The 19842-nt window shown below is 64.5% G+C and carries 17 protein-coding genes; 7 read left to right on the plus strand and 10 right to left on the minus strand.

Annotated features, from left to right (window positions below):
- Nucleotides 1-11: 11 nt before the first annotated feature.
- Nucleotides 12-1694 (minus strand): molybdopterin-dependent oxidoreductase, encoded by a 1683-nt coding sequence (locus C1876_RS00615; protein WP_114544787.1) that lies wholly within the window; start codon nucleotides 1692-1694, stop codon nucleotides 12-14.
- Between the two features lie 302 nt (nucleotides 1695-1996).
- Between C1876_RS00615 and C1876_RS00620 the strand changes: the two genes are divergently transcribed.
- The 4 genes from C1876_RS00620 (at nucleotide 1997) to C1876_RS00635 (ending at nucleotide 5859) form a co-directional block, all read left to right on the plus strand.
- The gene (locus tag C1876_RS00620) at nucleotides 1997-3502 is read left to right on the plus strand and encodes a helix-turn-helix transcriptional regulator (RefSeq protein ID WP_114544788.1); all 1506 of its coding nucleotides are present in this window, start codon (nucleotides 1997-1999) and stop codon (nucleotides 3500-3502) included.
- A gap of 413 nt (nucleotides 3503-3915) precedes the next feature.
- A complete protein-coding gene (locus C1876_RS00625; RefSeq protein WP_114544789.1) occupies nucleotides 3916-4380 on the plus strand; it encodes an Hsp20/alpha crystallin family protein in 465 nt (154 codons plus the stop codon).
- An 84-nt stretch (nucleotides 4381-4464) separates the two neighbouring features.
- Nucleotides 4465-5214: an NAD-dependent protein deacylase gene (locus tag C1876_RS00630; RefSeq protein WP_114544790.1), complete on the plus strand. Its 750-nt coding sequence runs from the start codon at nucleotides 4465-4467 to the stop codon at nucleotides 5212-5214.
- A gap of 30 nt (nucleotides 5215-5244) precedes the next feature.
- Entirely contained in the window at nucleotides 5245-5859 is a 615-nt protein-coding gene (locus C1876_RS00635) for an NUDIX hydrolase (RefSeq protein ID WP_114544791.1), read from the plus strand.
- Nucleotides 5860-5862: 3 nt separating this feature from the next.
- On the opposite strand, the gene C1876_RS00640 is transcribed toward C1876_RS00635, so the two are convergent.
- Entirely contained in the window at nucleotides 5863-7296 is a 1434-nt protein-coding gene (locus C1876_RS00640; RefSeq protein ID WP_114544792.1) for a LuxR C-terminal-related transcriptional regulator, read from the minus strand.
- Nucleotides 7297-7506: 210 nt separating this feature from the next.
- Between C1876_RS00640 and C1876_RS00645 the strand changes: the two genes are divergently transcribed.
- Nucleotides 7507-9180, plus strand: coding sequence for an FAD-dependent oxidoreductase (locus C1876_RS00645; RefSeq protein WP_114544793.1), 1674 nt, complete (start codon nucleotides 7507-7509; stop codon nucleotides 9178-9180).
- 9 nt (nucleotides 9181-9189) lie between these two features.
- Here C1876_RS00645 and C1876_RS00650 read toward each other — a convergent pair whose 3' ends face one another.
- From C1876_RS00650 to C1876_RS00675, 6 genes are all read right to left on the minus strand, one after another.
- Entirely contained in the window at nucleotides 9190-9747 is a 558-nt protein-coding gene (locus C1876_RS00650; protein WP_114544794.1) for a cysteine hydrolase family protein, read from the minus strand.
- Nucleotides 9744-10994: an HD-GYP domain-containing protein gene (locus tag C1876_RS00655; protein WP_114544795.1), complete on the minus strand. Its 1251-nt coding sequence runs from the start codon at nucleotides 10992-10994 to the stop codon at nucleotides 9744-9746. Before C1876_RS00655 ends, C1876_RS00650 begins: the two co-directional genes overlap by 4 nt.
- 107 nt (nucleotides 10995-11101) lie before the next feature.
- Nucleotides 11102-11662 carry an NAD(P)H-dependent oxidoreductase gene (locus C1876_RS00660; RefSeq protein ID WP_114544796.1) on the minus strand — a complete coding sequence of 187 codons (561 nt, stop codon included), beginning with the start codon at nucleotides 11660-11662 and terminating at the stop codon, nucleotides 11102-11104.
- 12 nt (nucleotides 11663-11674) lie between these two features.
- On the minus strand, nucleotides 11675-12757 hold the full coding sequence (locus tag C1876_RS00665) for a C40 family peptidase (RefSeq protein WP_114544797.1): 1083 nt from the start codon (nucleotides 12755-12757) through the stop codon (nucleotides 11675-11677).
- Between the two features lie 130 nt (nucleotides 12758-12887).
- Nucleotides 12888-13547 (minus strand): TetR/AcrR family transcriptional regulator, encoded by a 660-nt coding sequence (locus C1876_RS00670; RefSeq protein ID WP_114544798.1) that lies wholly within the window; start codon nucleotides 13545-13547, stop codon nucleotides 12888-12890.
- A gap of 75 nt (nucleotides 13548-13622) precedes the next feature.
- Nucleotides 13623-14585 (minus strand): DUF5692 family protein, encoded by a 963-nt coding sequence (locus C1876_RS00675; protein ID WP_114544799.1) that lies wholly within the window; start codon nucleotides 14583-14585, stop codon nucleotides 13623-13625.
- 188 nt (nucleotides 14586-14773) lie between these two features.
- Between C1876_RS00675 and C1876_RS00680 the strand changes: the two genes are divergently transcribed.
- Nucleotides 14774-15724 carry a hypothetical protein gene (locus tag C1876_RS00680; protein WP_114544800.1) on the plus strand — a complete coding sequence of 317 codons (951 nt, stop codon included), beginning with the start codon at nucleotides 14774-14776 and terminating at the stop codon, nucleotides 15722-15724.
- Nucleotides 15725-16169: 445 nt separating this feature from the next.
- Here the strand turns inward: C1876_RS00680 and C1876_RS00685 are convergent, their stop codons facing one another.
- The gene (locus C1876_RS00685) at nucleotides 16170-17783 is read right to left on the minus strand and encodes an FAD-dependent oxidoreductase (RefSeq protein ID WP_114544801.1); all 1614 of its coding nucleotides are present in this window, start codon (nucleotides 17781-17783) and stop codon (nucleotides 16170-16172) included.
- Between the two features lie 236 nt (nucleotides 17784-18019).
- Between C1876_RS00685 and C1876_RS00690 the strand changes: the two genes are divergently transcribed.
- Nucleotides 18020-19525: a response regulator transcription factor gene (locus tag C1876_RS00690; RefSeq protein ID WP_114544802.1), complete on the plus strand. Its 1506-nt coding sequence runs from the start codon at nucleotides 18020-18022 to the stop codon at nucleotides 19523-19525.
- A 14-nt stretch (nucleotides 19526-19539) separates the two neighbouring features.
- On the opposite strand, the gene C1876_RS00695 is transcribed toward C1876_RS00690, so the two are convergent.
- Nucleotides 19540-19842 (minus strand): YerC/YecD family TrpR-related protein, encoded by a 303-nt coding sequence (locus tag C1876_RS00695; protein WP_114544803.1) that lies wholly within the window; start codon nucleotides 19840-19842, stop codon nucleotides 19540-19542.

Consider the following 19842-nt stretch of genomic DNA (forward strand, 5'->3'; position numbering starts at 1 on the left):
CTCATCCTCGCTTACTGCTGATCGCCGGAAGCTTCGCCGTCGGCCAAAGCCGGATCGACGATCTTCCCGATCTCGGTGATCTCGTCTTCGGACGGCATCTCGTCCTTCGCGTTCACCAGCACCTCGTGATTGCGATAGCTCACTTCGCCGTCAACGTCCGTGCCGCGCACGCTCAGCACGTATGCGCCCTCCTTTTCGGGCGTGAACGTGAAGCTCCACCACAGCCACTTCGCCGGATCGACGTCGCCCACCTCGAACGGGGTCCACGTCTCGCCGCCGTCCATGGAGAATTCCACCGTCTTCATGGGATGGTCGAACGCATCGGCGTAACCGCTGAACGTGAACGGCTGCCCGTTCTGGATGATGAGGCCCTCGGGTACGCCGCACACCGTCACGTTCGGGCGGTTCACCTGCGCACCTTCTTGGTTGACCTGGCCGCATACGCGCTCGTCCATCACATCGGACGTCACGTGGTAGCCGTTGATCTGCTTCGAGAAAATCTGTGCGTCGTACGTTTCCTGCCAGTGCGTCACCGGGAAACCGTGTCGCGCGTCAAGGTATTCGCCGCCGATTTTGTACACCAAGTACCCCTTGTCGAGCACCGAGAGGTCGAACCCGCTGCGCGACGAACCGTCCGCGCGAATGACGCGCACGCTGTTCGTGTCTTCGGTGTAGCCGCCCGCCTTCTCGATGAGCCAGCTTACGGGAATGCCCGTGATTTCGGCCTGGCCGATGCCGCCACCGCCGATGGGATTCAGCTCGCACACCATCTTCGACGGCTTCGTCACCACGACGCCGGCCGCCTCGGCCTCGGCCACCAGGTCGGGCAGGTTCGCCGTATAGGGCTCGTTCACGTTGCCGTCGATGGTTATTTCCCACTCGTCGAACATGCTTTGCGGCAGGTCGATGTCCAAACCTGCAGGGCTGCAGGCGTAGCGCATGTGGTCGTAGTAGCCGTGGACGAAGTCGTAGCTGTACAGCTCGTCCTGCGTCTGCACCTTGTCCTGGGTTGTTGCGAACTCGCCCTGCACGTTCTCAACCTTGTTGATGCCCTGCAGCGCCTCGTGCTTCACGTTGTCCCACAGCTGCATGCCGTTGCCGTCCGCCGTCGCGTCGTGGCACGATTGGCACGTGCCGTTCGAGCCCTCGGCGAACTTGGAACCGCTGCGCTCGTTGAAGTGGATGGCATGTATGAGGCGGCCGAAATCGTCGCCGTTGTCGCGGTGGCACGAGATGCATTGGTTCACATCGCCGTACGTCTCAAGCGCTTCGTTGTCGATGGTGGCGTGCTTGTATTCCATGTTCTCGATCATCGCGTTCAAATCGGCGTGGCACGAATTGCACCCGCGATTGTCGGCGTCGAGGTAGTACGTGTTGTACGAAATGGTCCAGCTTTGCTGCATCCAATGGGGGCACTCGTACTCGGTGGGCGTGCGCTGCACCAGCTGCCCGTTCGCGTACTTGATGATTTCGGGGGCATACTCCTCGGCAATCTTGTCCCACTTACTGTAGTTGTCCACGATGTACTCTTTGCCCGGATACTGGACGTCGCCGTCCGGCTCCCCTCCCCGCACGATTTCGTCCGCAGTCGATGCGGAATCGACAGCCAACGCGGGGCCGGCGACGCAGCAGGCCGCCGTGACGACCACCACCCCCGCCATGCCGAGCGCGGTTTTCAGTCGCATGTTTTTCATGATCTCCTCCGTCTTCTCTCATCCGAAATGCAACGGCGCGAACCTTCGGCCCGACCCTCCTTCCCACGCGCAACGCGCGCCTGCCGCATGCGGGGACGATGGTACGATCGAACCGTTTCGCGCACCATCAACGCATCCGGGTGAATAATGGGGCGAACCCGTGCGGGTATCCCCCGGTTTGGTTGATGGAGGTGGGCACCTTTTCGCCTATCGTGGAAATCGTATATAATGACCCAGCCCTGCCAGGGGCTTCGCACCGACGCTTGAGGGAGCGCCGGGAAGAGAATCGGGGGGATCGGACCATGCACAACAGCGCCGCCGCGCGCGTCAATCGCAGTGCCGTCCTTGCCTCCGCCGGATTGGGAGCGAACCTGCTCTGGTGCACCTTGGCCGGCCATACCGGAGGCTTCCCCTCCTCGCTGCACGACCTCGACCCCGCCGTCAATCCGCGCCTGTTCTTCCTGCTGGGTATCCTTGCCGTGGGCATCGCCTTCGCGCTTGCCCCGCGTTGGCTGCGCGAACGCGACCGTCCGTTTTCCTACGTGCTGCCGCTCGCGTCATCGGTGGGCACCGCCTGTTTCGCCCTCGCGTCGAACCAAAGCCTGTTCGATCCCATCGTGTTGGCCGTAGCCGGGTTGGTCATATTCGGCGCGGGGTACTTCTGGATCGCCTCGCGGTTTTACCTCTTGCTCACCCGCACGCAAACCTTCGCCTGCACCGCCTGGTGCATCGTCGCCGCATTGGCGACGGAGACGCTCGTGCTGCCCATCGTGCGCGAAGCGGTGCCTTCCGTCTGGCAAATCGTTATCACCATAGCGCTTCCGCTCGTCTCGGCGGCCCTGCTCAAGGGCGCCCGCAGCGCCGCAGCGGGATCGGACGCGCTCGAGCTTCAGCCTCGGCGCGCCGAGCTGCCGAAGGGGCACGAAGGCCGACGCAGCCTCATGGTGCTGGTTGCAGCCGGCGCGCTGCTGCTGGCCACCGTGCGATCGTTCAGCTCCATCGGGCTGTGGGGAAACGAGGCCGTTGCCGCGCAGGGTCTGTTCGCCGGCCTCCTGTTCTCGCTCGTTTCCACGGCTCTCTTGGCCCTGTTCGCGTACGCCACGTTGGTGAAAACGACGCAATGGCGCCTCGACCTGCGCTTTCAGCCGGCGTTCATCTTCGTGATCGGCGGACTGTTCGTCGTGGTGTCTCAGACGTCGGCGCAGGGCATTCCCGCCGCGCTGCTTGACGCGTTCATGAGGCTCGACGACTCGTGCGCTCACCTGCTGTTCTGGATGGTGGTGGTGACGGCTGTCGACGCGCTGACCATGCCGTCGTATCGCGTGATGGGCATCGCCGCGGCCGTCTACGCGCTCAGCTCCATCCTATGGGTGGCGTTGCTGGGCAGCGGCGTGGCGTTCAGCAGCATGGTGATGCTGGGCGCCGCCTATTCGCTCACCATTGCCGCCATCGTGAGCGAGTGGATGGGCGCGCGGCGCCTCGGCGCGCAGAACGACCCTGTTGAGCCGGAACCCGCGCCGACCTCCTGCTCCGTTTCCGCTCCCGCCCCGCAGGGCGATTTGACGGGCGAACACGTGTCGCGCGCCATTGCCGACCGCTGCAAAGACATCGCCGTCGCGTACAAGTTGTCGCCCCGCGAAACCGAGGTGTTCATCCTGCTGGCCCAAGGACGCACGCGCACGCTCATCCAAGACGAACTGGTGCTCGCCGAAAACACCGTGAAGACGCACATCGCGCACATCTACGCGAAGCTCGGAGTAGCCAACCGCCAAGAAATGATGGACCGCGTCCTGGGAGACGAGGGGTAGAGAGCGCCTGACGAGGGGCTTTAGCGCGCGGCGGGCGCGCCTTCCCTTTTTCTTTGGCGCGCCCGGAGTTTCGCGGGTCCGTGCGGCGCTGGCGCGCCGTTGAGGGGACCTGCGGGTTGCATCGACGGCGCGCAAGCGCCGCATACAACCCGCGAGCGCTCGCGCGCGCCATGGGAGGGGGGCACTCGCATGCCATGGGGGAAAAGGAAAACACCCGGACGCGCCAAAAAGAAAGGGAGCACCCGCCGCGCATCAAAGGGGCGCATAAAACATTACGAAAAAGTAACCAATTAGCACTCTCGCTTGCCGAGTGCTAATTGCCTTCCTACAATACAACCATACCAAGCAAGGCGGCGCGCCGGCACAACCGAACCTACCGCCTACACCACCGAGTTAACAGGAGATGATGACCCATGGCCATGATGGTACCGATGCGGAGGAATCGCAACCTGCTGAGCGAGCTGATGACCGATCCGTTCGACGCGTTCTTCGACGCGGCCAGCGCCCCGATGCAAGCCATGCAGAAAATGTCGCCCAGCCTTATGCGCACGGACATCAAGGAAACCGACGCGGGCTACGAGCTGACCATCGACCTGCCCGGCTTCAAGAAGGATGACGTGCAGGCCGACCTCAAGGACGGCTACCTCACCATCGCCGCGCAGACGCAGTCTGAGTCCGAGGACAAGGACGAGAAGGGCACGTACGTCCGCAAGGAGCGCTTCAGCGGTAAGTGCAGCCGTACGTTCTACGTGGGCGACGACATCGAGGAAGACGACATCAAGGCAAAGTTCGAAGACGGCGTGCTGCGCATCGCCGTGCCGAAGAAGCAGGAGCAGCCGAAGCTCGAGGAGAAGAAGAGCATCGCCATCGAAGGCTAGCCCCCGCACACAACCCACGCTCCAAGGAAGGCGACCACCCGGTCGCCTTCCTGCTATGATGGGGCAAACCTGATTGGAGGAGCCATGGACGAACCCACCGCACGCGACATCGACACGTTCCGCAGCTGGGTGGCCGACACGCCTCCGGGCGGGATGGTGTTCTTCGGCGGCGCGGGCGTGTCCACCGAGAGCGGCATCCCCGATTTCCGCAGCCCCGACGGGCTGTACGCACAGAAGTACCCCTACCCGCCCGAGCAGATGATCAGCCGCAGCTTCTTCGACGCGCATCCTGGCGCGTTCTTCGACTTCTACTGCGACCGCATGCTGGCCCTCGACGCCCAGCCCAACCGCGCGCACCGGAAGCTTGCCGAACTCGAGCAGGCCGGCACGCTCAGCGCCGTCGTGACGCAGAACATCGACGGCCTGCATCAGAAAGCCGGCAGCGCAAACGTGTTCGAGCTGCACGGCAGCGTCCTGCGCAACTTCTGCATGGGCTGCCGCGCGCCCTACCCCGTCCAAGACCTGCTCGCCCTCCGCGCGCAAGCGCCCGACGGCGTCCCGCGGTGTCCCGCCTGCGGCGGGATCGTCAAGCCCGACGTCGTGCTCTACGAGGAGCCGCTCGACGAGCGCACGATGCAGGGCGCCGTCGACGCTCTCGCACAGGCCGACCTCCTCGTCGTGGCAGGCACCTCCTTGGCCGTGTATCCGGCCGCGGGGCTCATCGACTTCTTCACCGGCCGCCGCCTCGTCATCGTCAACCGCACCCCCACCCCGCGCGACCGCCAAGCCGACCTCTGCATCGCCGCCAACGTCGGCGACGTGTTCGACTTCTAGTCTCCGCACCCAACCCACGAAGGAGCTCCCATGACCGCCGTTCCCCAGCTTGCCGACATCCGCCAGGTTTCCGATGGTTGGATCAAGAAGTACGTGCTCGCCTACGACATGCCCGACGGCTCGCGCTACGAATACGAGAGCGCCTCGCGCAAGGCCCTCGACGCGTACCGCGCCGAACTCGAGGGCAACGCGCGCGGGATGCGCACCCCCGCCGACGCCGTGTGCATCGTGGGGCAAACGGCCGACGGGAAGCTGCTGCTCATCCGCGAGTTCCGCTACCCGCTCAACAGCTGGTGCATCGCGTTTCCGGCCGGGCTCATGGAGCCGGGCGAAGATCTGGCCACGTGCGTGAACCGCGAGCTGCGCGAGGAGACGGGCTACGGCCTGCGCACCGACCTCGACGAGGCGGCGGCGCTCCAACCGCTTCCGCAGGCGGGCTACTCGTCCACCGGCCTCACCGACGAGACAGTGCACGTCGTGTTCGCCCAGGTGGAGCGCATTTCAGATGCGCAACCCGAGCCGGCCGAGCTCATCGAACCCTTCCAGCTTGCCATCGAGGACGTCCCCCGCTTCCTCGCGGAGAACGAAACCCCCATCGGCACTCGCGCCCAGCTCGTGCTCGAAGCCTTCGCCCGCCGCCACTAAACCCTAGGCCGAAATGCTCTCGGCTTCCTGCTCGAGCCGCAGAAGCAGTTCCGCCTGCGAGTGCACGCCCAGCTTGCCGTAGAGGTTGCGCATGTGCGTCTTGACCGTCGACTGGCTCACCACCAGCTTCTCGGCAATGTACGGTGCACGGTAGTTCTGCGCGAGCAACAGAAGCACGTCCCGCTCGCGCGGCGTGAGATCGAAGCGCGCCGCCGCGGCGGCGCAGCGCTCCTCGAGGTTCGCCAGCACGGCTTCCGCCGCCTCGGCCTGCACGGCCTCGCGTCTGTTCGCCTGCTGCTGCATGATCAGAAACGACAGCACCCCGCCGCCTGCGAACGACGCCAGCACCACCGTTACGGTGAGGCCCGCGTAGGCCGGCGCCGGCAGCGCCGACTGCAATCCCACGAACAGCGCACGGACCGCAATCATGAACGCGAACGACCCGATGAGCGGCCAGGACGCGTTGCCCGCACGCGAGGCCGGGAACAAAAACGGCGTCATGACGATGTAGAACAGCGTGACCTTGTACGTGGAATCCACGATGAGCATGTGGAGAAACCACAGGTCGGCCGAGGCTTGCGCCGTGCAGAACGACACGAAGGTGACCGGCAGCACGAACAGCTCGTACACGAGGATGAAGCTGCGGTTCCACACCCGGTCGGTCACGAGCAGCGCGATGAGCCCGGCCGCCACGATGCCGCAGCCGATGGCCACCTGAATGAGCGCGGCCATGGCCGCGTCGCCCTGCAGCGTCATCCACGACGATTGCGCCGACACCATGGGGCCGCGGCAGATGAGCGGCAGCGCCACCAACCCAACGGCCACCACCTTGTCCTTCGTGCTCGCGCACGCGAAGCGCGGCAGCGGCCGCTCGAGCACGCCCGCGTCGCCTTCCACCCGCGGCCGATACGCCACGAACACGCCGCCCGCAACAAGGGGCAACGCCCCCAGCAACAGCGGCGCCACCGCACTCGGGAACAGGGCGAGCGCCATGGTGAGCACGCCCGACAGCAGGCAGGCCGCGGCAAACGTGCACGCCGCGCGGCGCGCGCCCAGCTCCACGAGCCGCTCGCCCCACAACACCACGAGCAACCCCGTGCTCGCGCGGTAGACCATGAGCACGCCGAGCGCCGTGCCGTCGTCGGCAAGCCCCGCGTACAGCAGCAGCCACGAGGAGACCAGCGCAACCGCCGCCACCGCACCGCGCACGGCAACGCTCGCGCTCAGCCGCGCGCCCGGACGCACCCGATACCAGGCGATCACTGCAAGCAGCACCGCCGCTTCCACGATGTAGGGCACGGGCGCGAACATGGAGAAACTCACGAAGTGCGCAACCGGCATGCGCTGCACCTCAAGCACCATGAGCGCGCAGGCAAGCCCCGCCACGGCGCCCATCACGCCGGGCGTGCGCGCGAAAAACAAGCGGATCAAACGCATCGGACACCCCTTCCCCTCGACCATGGTTATATCAGAAAACCGGTATGAAGTCGGCCCCCGCCTGCAACTTCATACCGTTTGTAGGAGGAAATTCCGCCTCGTGCGGCGTAGTTTCGGAAGCGTTCGGGCGCCGGTTGCCGCTTCGCCCCTCCCTCCCAACCGAGGCGGCGCCGGACCCCGCACGCATCTCACAAGGAAAGGAGAGGGAGTATGGAACTGAATCGTCGAGACTTCTTGAAGGGGGCGCTTGCCACCGGCATCGTCGCCACCGGAGCCGGCCTGGCAGGATGCGCGCCCGCCGCAGCAGGCGGCACCGCCGACGCCGCAGCGGCGAGCGCCTATCCCGCCGGCTTGCAAGCCAGCGACTTCGAGGAATCGCCCGTCATCATCGACCCCATCACCGACATCGCCGAGGAGAAAACCTTCGACGTGGTGGTGGTCGGCGCCGGCACGGGCGGCGTACCCGCCGCGCTATCCGCGTTGGAAGAAGGCGCCACGGTAGCCGTGCTGCAGAAGGAGTCGAAACCCATCGCGCAGGGCGGCACGTGCTCCGGCGTGCTGCTCGACCAAAGCGACGAGCAGGGGGTCATGAACTACCTGCAAGGCTACCTGGAAGATTGTCGTTGGCGCGCCGACCGCAAGCTGGCCGAAACGTACTGCGCCTATTCCGGCGAGGCCATCCGCTGGACGCAGGTGCGCACCGCCGAAGCGGGCTTCCCGCCCTACACCGTGCGCCCCACGGCCGTGACCGAGTACGAGGACGGCTCGAAATGCGCGCGTCGCAGCATCATGTTCGGCCCGAAGCCCTACAACAACGGCACCATGGTGGAGCACCTGGCCGAACTGGCAGCGAGCAAGGGCGTCGAGTTCTTCTACTCCACGCCGGGCGTGCAGCTGGTCACGGATGATTCCGGCGCGGTTACCGGCGTCATCGGCAAGAGCGGCTCCTCGTACATCAAGTTCACCGCCACGAAGGGCGTCATCCTGTCCACGGGCGACTACCAGAACAACCAGAGCCTCGTGGAGCGCTACTGCCCCGACGTCAAGGAGTTCGACCGCAAGCAGAGCAACAAGACGGGCGACGGCATCCTCATGTCCATGGCCGTGGGCGCCGGCTTCGTGCCCGTCGGGCACTCCCACATGATGCACGACTTCGACTCGGGCCCCATGTTCAACGAGCCCTTCCTGTACGTGAACGAAAACGGCGAGCGCTTCATGAACGAAGACTGCGTGTTCGAGGAAGTGAACTGCGTGCTGCGCAACCAGCCGAAGCCGGGCTGGTACTCCCAGATCTTCGACGACGACTACGTGGCGCAGGTCACCGAATGGGGCGGCAAGCCCACGGCGCAGGAAGCCATGGAGGTGTACATGCCCGACGTGGACATGGACCGTTCGGCCGAAAGCGGATCGAACGTCATCGAGAGCCTCATCGACACGTACCGCTGCGACACGCTCGACGAGCTGGCCGGCAAGCTGGGCATTCCCGCCGACGCGCTCAAGAAGTCCGTCGCGCGCTACAACGAGCTGGTGGACAAGGGTTTCGACGAAGACTTCGGCAAGCAGGCAAAGTACCTCAAGAAAATCGAGAAGGCGCCGTTCTGGGGCATCCACAAGCACGTGCGCGTGTCAGCGCTGTGCGCCGGCGTCACCGTGAACGAGAACTACCAGGCGCTCACCACCGAAGGCCAGGTCATCCCCAACTTGTGGGTGACGGGCTTCAGCGCCGGGCAGCTGTGCGGCAGCCCCGACTGGTCCATGTACCAGGGCGGCATGTCGGCGGGCCACTGCATCACCACCGGCCGCATCTGCGGCATCCAGGCTGCCACCGGCGGCAAGCTGGAAGCCACCACGCCCGTCACCGAGGCGGACGTCGAAGCGCTGTAGCGCCGCGCGTTACCGGTTGATCACCTGCACGTGGAGGCCTTCGAGCACGTCGAGGGCTTCTTCGTGCAGCTTCGGATCGAACGACGCCGTGCAGGCGGCGTCCACGATGATGGGCACTTCGGGACACGCGGTCTTCGCCAGCACGGCGTTCGACAGCACGCAGATGTTGGACACGAGGCCCACCAGCTCGATGCTCTCGAAGGGCGGCTTGCCCAGCTCGGCGGCGGCCTGCTGCGCCACGCGCAGCCACTCGAACAGGTCGGCCGACCCGAACGTCGGCTTGCGAAACACCACGTCAACGGGCTGGATAAGGTCGGCGACGACACCGTACAGCCCGTGGCCGGGCGTGCCTTCCACGCAGTGCTCCACGGGCAGATTGCGCCCCTCCTGCGTATCCCGGTAGTTCGCGTGATGGGTGTCCAGCGTGAACACGATCTCGTCGAAACGGTCGCGATACTCCGTGATTTTCCGCGCGATGGGTTCGGCCAGCTCCTCGGCTCCGGGAAATCCCAACGCTCCGTCCACGAAATCGTTTTGGTAGTCCACCACCATCAACAGGCGCTTCATGCCTTGCTCCCTTCAACGGCTCGGGCGTTCTCCAACTCGTTCAACAACCAGGCGTAGTCCTGCTGCACCCGCTCGTACGCGTCGGCCACCGGACGGCACGCCTGCGCCACCGTGGCCATGATGGCGTCGTAATCGTGCCGCATCGTCTCAACCACCACAGCGTCGATCTTCCCCGCGGCCTGCTGCTCATCGAGCAGCATCAGCACCTTTTCCTTGGGATACGCTTCCTTGTAGCTGCGCGTGCCCACAAGCGCGCTGACGATGTCGGCCACGGCGATGATCCGGTCGGGCATCGTCAGCTCGTCGGCGTGCAGCCCGCGCGGATACCCGCTGCCATCGAGCTTCTCGTGATGACGCACGGCCGCCTGCAGCATGCGCGGATCGACGCAGCCCTCGAGGATGTCCTCGGTCAGCGCCACGTGCGTGCGCATGACGGCCATCTCGTCGGCATCGAGGCGGCCCGGTTTTTCCAGAATAGACAGCGGAATACCGATTTTGCCCACGTCGTGCACGAGCGCGCTTGCGTACACGTGCGCGGCGGCCCCCTTGTCCTCAAGCAGGCGAAGGGCCAGCTCGTACGCCACCCACGCCGTGGTCACCGTATGGGTGACGGTATGGCGGCTGCGGAAGTCGATGATGTGCACGAGCATGTCGAGGTACGACGTAGCGGTGCCCGTGCCCGTCGGGTCGGCCACGATGCGCGAAGGGTTCGGCCCCTCCACGCCCCCGCGCAGGTACGCGAGCACGCCGTAGCGCCGTTCGGCCTCCGCGAACAGCTCCAACGCTTCAGGCGCGAACGTGCCCGGCCGCACAGCGTCCATGAGGCGCATCACGTCGGCGGCGTCGGCCTGCGGGTGCTCGAGCAGCAGCACATCCACGCGATCGGCCACGTGCAGCGCGGTGGCCAGGAACTTCACCTGCGGGCTCTGCCCGGTGAACCGGTCGTAGTCCATATGGTGGAACAGCACGACTTCGGCGTAATCGACGAGGGGCGACAACTCCCTGAAGAAGAGGAACCCGTAGAACGAATGCTCCCACACGCCCTCGGTCTCGAACGCCACCATGCGGTCGATTTCCTCGGTGCGGTACGCCCCGATATCGTGGAGCAGCGCCACGAAGTAGGCCGCGCGGCGCTGCGTTTCATCGTAGGTGCCCTTCACCGCCAGCATGGCGTCGAGGATGGTGGCAACGCGCAACCCGTGGTCCACGAGTCGTGAGTCCACGCAGTTGAGCGCCCGCTGCATCATCACCGCTACGTCGGAGATGGTCAGATTCTCGTCGAACCCCTCAGGGTGCGGAAAACGAGGCCGGCTGAGCTGGGCCGGCCCCGACGCAAAGCTATACGCCGCTAGGCTCAATCGAGCTTCGCCATCTGAGCGCGGGCCTTGTCCATCTGCTCCTGCACGTCGATGCCGACGATGTCGAGCCCCTCGGCTGCCACGAAGCGCACCTCGGGGATGCCGAACATCTTCGCGATGCCCACCACGTACTCGTAGCCGAAGTTGGAGCCCTCCACGAAGCCGCCGCACGTGGTGATGTACGTGATGCGCTTCGCCTTGCAGATGCCCTCGCAGCGGGCACCTTCGGTGTAATGGAACGTCGAATCGCACACGCTCACGTGCTCGATATAGGTTCTGAACGCCGCCGGGAACGACATGTCCCAGTACGGCACGCCGATGACGATGTCGTCAGCCTCGGCGAATTGGCGGGACAGCGCGAAAATGGGGTCGTCCCACTCCCCCGCCCGCTGCTTTTCCGAACGATACGCCACCATCTCGGCATCGAACGGCTTGAGCTCGAGCGCCGCGACGTCGACTTCCGTCACGTCGTCGAAGCGCTCCAGGTATTCACGGCACAGCGTGAGCGTGCGCGACGAGGCGCCTCGCATGCACGCGTTCACAAACAACGTGGACAATTCGTCCTCCTTTTAGACAAATCGAAGCGCGTGCGTGAACCCGGCCCAGCTGAGCGGGTCGGTATCGCGCACGAACGCGTTAAACGTGGGGGCGTGGACGAAGTGCGTCCCGCCGGCACTGCAGGCGATGCCCGCGTGGCCATTGTACCCGTCGCCGTAGCTGATCCACAGCACATCGCCGGGCTGCGCTTCGGAAACCGGCAAACGAGCGGCCGCCGCGAAGTACATGGACTCGGTCTGGTGCGGCACCGAGATGCCCACCTGCGCATACGCCCATGTCACGAGGCCCGAGCAGTCGAACGCGTCGGGTCCGGCCGCGCCCCACACGTAGGGGCAGCCGATGCGCGACAGCGCGTAGTCCACCACGGTGCCCTGCGACGGGATGGCCGCGGAGCCGCCGCTGTAAGCGTACGTCTTCTTGACCTGGGCCGCTGCTGCAGCCGCCTCGGCCGCGCGCGCCTCTTCCTGCTCCTGCACGAGCAGCGCCTGCGCCTCGGCGTCAAGCTGCTGCAGCGTGGTTTCCAGCGTGGAGATGGTCTGCTCGGCCTCGGCCTTGATGCGGGCGGCTTCGTCGGCCTTCTCGGCGGCGATGCGCTCCTGCTCTTCCAGCTCCACCTTCGCCGCCTCGACTTCGGCGCGCAGATCCTTCGTCTGCTGCACCATCGCGGCGTCGTTGTCGTTGATGTCGTTGAGCAAATCCCAGCTCGTGGCGAATTCCTCGAACGTCGTCGCGCCCAAAATCACGTCGAGCGCGGTGGATTGGCCGTTGCGGTACATGCTGCGCGCACGCTTGCTCAGCTTGTCCTGCAAATCGGCGATCTGGGCATTTGCCTCGTCGATGCGCGCCTGAGCATCGGCAACGGCCTGCACGGCCGCGTCGTGCTCATCGAGCGCCTTGTAGTAGTCTTCCGCCGCCACCGTCAACTGGTTCTGCATCTCCACGATGCGGGAACGGACGGCATCGGCCTCGGCGAACTTATCGGCAGACGTGGGGTCGGCAAACGCCAACGTCGGTCGCAACAGGGTGGCCGCGCCGAGCGCCGCTGCACCCACCAAAAACGTGCGGCGATCGATGCCGCGCGTGATGTCAGTCATGTAACCTCCTCGAATTCGTTGCGTATGCCTCCACGTTGAGTTCTACCCTCTTATTTTGGACGATTCGGCACCGCAACGAGCAACGAATTCGTGACAACTATAGCACGAGGACTTGACGGTTTCTGAATATTCACGGGCTGCACGTAGGCGCAGGTGGGAGCGGCTCCATATCGAGGTGCAGGGCCTGTTCCACCACTTTCATGAGCGCTTCGTCGCTGATATCGGGATTGATTTTCACCAGGCCGACGAGGCCGAAGATCACCATGCAGAACATTTCGTACACGAACTCGATTTCCACCTGATGGTAGGCCGCGTATTCCACGACGATCTGCTCGTTGATGCAGTCCACCGTCTCGCGCACCGCGCGCACGTCGAACGAGTCGCGTATGCCCAGCTCTTCGAGGACGGCAATCATGGGACGCAGGCCGTTCGCGTCGTACAGCGCGCGGCGGAAGGTGGCGATGCAGGCCTTGAGCGAGCCCGCCGTGTCGCCGAACACGCGCGACTCGTTCCACACGAGCACGCTTTCCACGAGGTCTTCCACGTAATCGTCGATGACCGCATCGACCACGGCCTGCTTGTTTTCGAAGTAGTAGTACACCAGCTCGCGCGTGACGTTCGCCTCGGCGGCGATGTCCTTCACCGTGGTCTTGCCCACGCCGCGCTGCTCGAACAGCAGGCGCGCGGCCAGCATGATATCGCCCGCCGGTCCGCTCAGGCGGCGGCTTTCGGACGCAGCACGACCGCGCCCCGACGGGCGGAATCCCGTGCTCTCTTGGTCGACCCGCATCGCGCCCTCCTGCGTTCAAGCGCGCATGGACGCCGCGCGCAACGCTTACGCTCGGCGTCCATTATACGGGGTTCTCTAGCGATTTGCCTCTTCGAGCTCCTGGTACGACTTCGTATCGGCGTAGATTTGGTCTTTGAGCGGGTTCAACTTGAGCTTGCGAATCTTGCGGAACTGGTAGATGGCCAGCGCCGCGTTCGACGCGAGCGCGAGGAAGCTCACCGCGAAGAACGCCGTGGGATTGTGCGTGGTGGGGATAGGTGCCAGCACGTCGGCGAACTGCGGGACGGTCATCACGAACATGATCCACAGCCCCAACGTCTGCGCGCGGTGCTGCAGCCACGCCCCCTTCTTGATGAAGAACGTGGGGATGGTGCAGGCCAGCAGCAGCGCGAGGCCGGCGTAGGCCGAGTGGTCGGAGATGCAGTTGTACGTGTAGGCGAAGTTCCACAGGTCGTACGCGATGATCCAGGCCCAGATCATGTCGGGCCAGATCATGTCCTTCGACAGGTCCTTCGAGATGAAGATGCCGAACCAGCCGCAGATGGTGACGATGTTGAGGATGCCGGCGATGCCGTTCATGATGTTCCACGGCCCCGACATGGTCCACAGGTTCTCGACGACGCCGCCCTGCCACAGCCCGAAGCTGAACACCTGGAAGTCGCGGATGACGGCCTCGGCGATGTTGACGGCCAGGATGAGCGGCGGGAAGCACAGCGCCCACCGCTTCTCGTACAGGTAGTGGGTGCGGCCGTCCGCGCCGCGCCAATGCACGAACCGCAGCGCCATGAAGCCGAGGCAGCCCGCCAAGGCCGAGTACGTTTTCACCCAGTTGAACCACGTGCCCGTGCCGTACTCGTTGCCGGGTGCGGCCGTGGTGGGCCACACGAAGATGGTCAGCACGAGGGGCACGATGGCGAACAGCGTGATGCCGGCCCACAGCGACGTGCGCCCCAGCTCGTTGAACGCCATCAGCGCGAACAGGATGAACAGCCAGATGGCCCAGTACATCGGGTCGGCCGCTTGATACAGAATGCCCATGAGTCGCCTCCTTGTCTCGCGGCGCGCACTCCCCGGTTACGGCACGCCTTGAGGCGAGTATACGAAGCCTCCGCGCAGAAGTCTTTCACACGGCGGGGCAGTTTGTGAAAGAAGCCGTCGCACGCCGGATGCTAGACTGGCGGCATACTGCACCACCTGGGAAAAGAGTCGGGGAAAGGGGATTCGCCATGACCGTGCCCGTTTGGATCACGCCTATTTCCATGGTTGTTTACACCGTGCTGCTCATGCTGCTCACCGAGTTCATGCGGCGGCACTACCGCGCGTCGATGTGGGTGTGGGTGGTGTCGCTCGTCACCATACCGCTGTGGATCATCAACATCCCTGGCGACGACTGGTTCCGGTGGGCGAAGAATCTCTCCGTCATCCTTCCGCTCATCTTCGCCGGCGTGGGCCGCATCGCCGCCGTGCAGCAGAAGGACACGCCGTTTTGGCGGCTCATGCGCAAGCGGTGGGTGCGCTGGACGCTGTACGGCATCGTGTTCTGCAACATCGCCGAGGCCACGCTGCGCGACGTGCAGATGGGCAACAACATGAACGCGCTGGCCGGCCTCATCCTGTGCATCACCATGCCGTTCGGCGACAAGTATTGGAAGTACGACACCTCGAGCCACGGCGAGATCCTGTCCTACACGGTGCCCATGTGGAACTTCCTGTACACCACGTGGAACGCGTGCTTCGTGTACGCCGAAGGGCACGAGTTCTTCGCCTCCACCTGCTGCATCCTGGCGGCGGCCGAGCTCTACCCCATCATCATGCGCCGCCCCGAGCTCTACATCACCGGACGAATCTACACGCTGGGCGCGCACCTGCTGCTGCGCAGCTGCTTCCCCCTGCTCTTCCCCACCATCATGAACAGCGCGGCGTGGTTCAACCCCGAATTCATGTCGGCCTGGGGCATGTTCAACGGCATCATCGGCATCCCGTTCGTGTTCTGGTACTGCTACCAGCTGAGCTCGGGGAAGGCACCCGTGACGTTCAGGCGCGGCAAGGCCCGCCTGGCCTACATCGAAGGCCGCGAGGCAGGCACCATCGACGAGTACGGCGACCCCGTGAAGCTGCCCGCCGGAGCACAGGTGGAACGCGGGATCGACGAAGACGCGCCGGTAGTTGCGAGGTGAGGGGCGCCCCTCCCGTTGTGCCCGCGTAAGGACCGCCGGTTCGCATGAGCTCCCGCGGGCGCAACGGAGGGGAAGGGAATGCGAGAGAGAGGGGGGTGCACCGCAGAAAACCATCTCGTGGCAAATTTTGACGCGATTGCGGGCTGACTGCGGCGTTATTCGCGCGATCCGCCATCGCTCGCAAGCAAAAGCCCTGATGGCGATTTTCAAAACGCACCATGTTGCACCACTCGAAGCCCTATTCGACCGCAATCGCGTCAAAATTTGCCAAAAAGCGGCGTTTTACAGTTCCAAGCGCTTCCCTCACCTCCTCCCGTTGCGCTCGCGGGAGCTCATGCGAACCGGCGATCCTTACGCGGGCACAACGGGAGGAAGGGGGGGGTGGCGCGACGCCATCCCCCCCCTGCGAGGTCGTCCAAGATGGGAGGGTTATCTTGGAGCGACGTTACGCCTTCAAGAACGATGCGACGTTGTTGGCGGCTTCGCGGCCGGAGTTCACCTGGTTGCCGAACGCGGTGCCCGGCATGTTGATGGTGTACACGTGGCGGTACAGCATGTTGCCGTCATTACCGATGGCGTACAGGCCCTCGATGGGCTGCGATTCCTCGTTCAACACGCGACGCTGCTTGTCGGTAGTCACGCCACCCACTTCAAAGAAGAAGCTGTAGCCTAGTTTCGCCAGGTAGAACGGGCCTTCTTCAATGGCTATCATCTTCTCGGCCGGTTTGCCGAAGTCCTCATCGACGCCCTTCTTCGCCAGCTCGTTGTAGCGCTCGACGGTCTTCGTCAGCGCGTCGGCGTCAAGCCCGCACGCGTCAGCCAGACCCTTCACGCTGTCGGCCTTGAACAGCGTCTCGGTCTTGTCTCCCGACACCGCGTCCTCGAACATGGCGCGGCCCTCGTCGGTGGTGCCGAAGAACTGGTCGAAGATGGCCTGGTCGAACACCACGTAGTTCGCCAGATTACCCTTTCCGGGGATGCACTGCAGCACGAGGTTGTCGTCCGTAAGGTTCTCGCGGGTGTAGCGCTCGCAATTTTCGTTGACCCACAGCACGGGGCCGCCCGCCGCGATGCCGAAGTACCCGTTCACGGGGTTGAGCGCGTCCTTATGGAAGTCGATGGGCGGCAGCGCGGGAATGTTGTACAGGATGCTTTGCGCCGAGTCGGACATGAAGTCCTTCGCGCCCACCTCAAGCGCCATGCGATACGCGTCGCCAGCCGCGTTCGACGAGCCCACCACGAACAGATTCTCAATGTCCCAACCCTGCTTCTCGATGAGCTCGGGGTTGCCGCCGAAGCCGCCCGTAGCGAACACGACCGCCTTGCAGTTGTACTGCACCACGCCTTCGTCACCTTCCGCGTACGCGCCTACCACCGCGCCGTCCTTCATGATGAGCGCCGTCGCGGCGGTGTTCAGATGCACATCGATGCCCAACTCCTCAACGCGCTTGATCATGGGCTCCACGTACCCGATTTTACACTTGCCGTCTTTGAACCAGTGGAAGGTGGGATACAGGCCGCCGTTGTAGTTGTCGATGTCGCCACGGTACATGACGCCCTGCTCAAGACACCAGTCGATGTTCTCGGCCGACTTCGTGCACAGGTCCATCCACAGCGCGCCGTTCTGACGGTGCTGGCCGCGCTCGAGCTCGGCCTCGATGATTTCGGACGGCGTCACGCGGATACCCAGGTCGTCGGCCATCTTCGATTCGATGGCGAACATGCCCTCGACGAAGCTCGCATTGCCGCCCAGTTCACCGCCCTTTTCGATGAGGATGAAGTTCGTCTTGTTGAGCGCCGCCTGCACCGCGCACGCCAAGCCGCTTCCGCCGCCGCCCACGATGAGCAAGTCAGTGTCGTAGGACTTGTCCACCTTGTCGTACGTCTTCGGGCCGGATGCGGCATCGGCCTTCGGATCGGACGCTGTCTTTTCCTGCTGCGCTGCTGGAGCGCAGCCCGCCAGGCCGCTCAGCGCCGCGATGGCGCCCGTGCCGGCCACGCCCGTGAGGAATGCGCGGCGGGACAGTCCCGCACGCGTGCCTTCGTCGGTTTCAAACATGTGATCACCCTTCCTTGTTGTTGCTCTCCCTCTGCAATCCGATTCGCGTGCGCTATGCTGTGATGCCGTCAAGCGAACCGTTCGACGAGGGCCAGTGTGGAAGCGGAAGCCGACGAACGCCACCCCGTCAGCGGGGGAAACGGTCAAAAACGACGGTTTCCCCCGACTCGGGGGAGGACGAATGTTCTCATAACGCGTAGGCTGGGGAACGCGTGAGCAAGGGGAGGGATGCAGGCATGAACCACGGGCTTATCAACGAGCAGCGCGAGCGGTCGCTCGTGCTTCATCGGCTTGCCGAAAGCATAGGGGCGCGTCCGTTTTTGCTGGCCGCGCTCACCCTGTATTGGACATGGGTGAACATGGCGTTTCAGGGGCCGCTGTTCTTCCCGTCGGTCGCTCTCGGCTCCGGCATGGTGTTCCCCTCGTGGATTGGACCGGTGGCCGTGAGCGCTGTTGCGTACTTCGCGCTGGGCGTATGGTTCAAACGCACGAACGTCGTGTTTCGGCAGCGGTGGTACATCGGCGTCATCGGCGGGGTGATGGCGGGCGGGGCGCTGCTCGCCTACTTGTGGATCGAGCTGTGCGGCGCGTCGCTGAGCGAGACGTCGGGCATCGGGCTGTACGCGCTTGGGTCGTTCGGCATCGGGCTAGGCACGGCGTGTCTGCTCATCGAATGGGGGCGCGTGTTCGGCTACCTGGGACCGCGCGAAGTGCTGTTTCACGGCATCGTGGCTATGCTGTTGTCGGCGCTGCTCATCTGCCTGTTATCGTTTCTGCCCCTCGTCTTCGGGCAGATGCTGTTCGTGGCCATTCCCGTACCGCTAGCGTTGTGCTGGTACCGCGCCATGCGCAGCTTTCCACGCAAAACGCTGCTCGACCACGGCATGAACGCCACCCTACGAACGCCGTACAAGTTCCTCGTCACGGCGCTGCTGCACGGCTTGGCCCTGGGCGTGCTGCTGGGCAGCACCGTACTACAGACGGACGAGCCGAACACCATCCTGCTGAACGCGCTCAGTTTCGTCGTGGCCGCGCTGTTGCTGCTGCTGACGGCCGTGTTCGTGAAAATGGACTTCAACCACCTCATCTACCAGGTGGGATTCGGCATCATGGCCACCGGCGCGCTGCTCATCGCGCTGTTGGGCGGCGTGCCTGCGCTGGGGCAGTCAGTGCAGTTCGTAGGATTCTGCTACGTGCACCTCATCATGTGGGGGCTGTGCTCGTACCTCACGAAGACGTTCGACCTGCCCGCTACCTGGGTGGTGGCGTGGCCCACCTGCTGCCTCATGCTGGGACAACTCATCGGCGGGTCGGTGGCAAGCGCGCTCATGCAGCAGGAGCAGGCGGGTTATTGGATGCAGGTGATGGCCACCATCGTGTCGTTCGTCCTGCTCATGGCCGCACTGCTCATGATGAGCAACCGCAACCTCACCACGGGATGGGGTATCGCGCAGCCCGGCGACACCGTGCACCCCGACGGCAGCCTCGACGCTGCGCTCCAGGTGATCGTGACGGAAAACGCCGTCACGCCGCGCGAAGCCGACACGCTCGCGCTGCTCGCGCGCGGCCGCAACCGCAAGCACATCAGCGAGGAGCTGGTGGTATCGGAAGAGACGGTGAAGAGCCACGCCTCAAGCCTCTACCACAAACTGGGCGTCCACACCCAACAAGAACTGCTCGACCTCGTAGAAGCCCGAGCCGCCACCCTGCGAGACGAAGCCCAGGAGACGCCGTTTGCGTGAGAGAGAGGGGGGGGTTACCGGCGCTTTTTCTCGGCGTCGTCGAGGGCGTTGAGGGCGGCGTTGTAGCCGCCGGCGCCGTAGCTCAGGCACTTCGACACGCGGGCGATGGTGGTGGCCGACGCGCCGGTGGCTTCCTCGATGGCCGCATACGACTTGCCGGCGTCGAGCTGACGCGCCACGGCGAGGCGCTGCGACGTCTCTTTGATTTCGCGAATGGTGAACAGGTCTTCGAGCAGGGTGAAGATGGTATCCTCGTCATCGAGCGCCGCGAATACGCGCAGCAGGTCCTCCACTTCGGGCGTTCTGAGATCGCTCAT

This window comes from Eggerthella sinensis, assembly GCF_003339815.1.
Lineage (GTDB): Bacteria > Actinomycetota > Coriobacteriia > Coriobacteriales > Eggerthellaceae > Eggerthella > Eggerthella sinensis.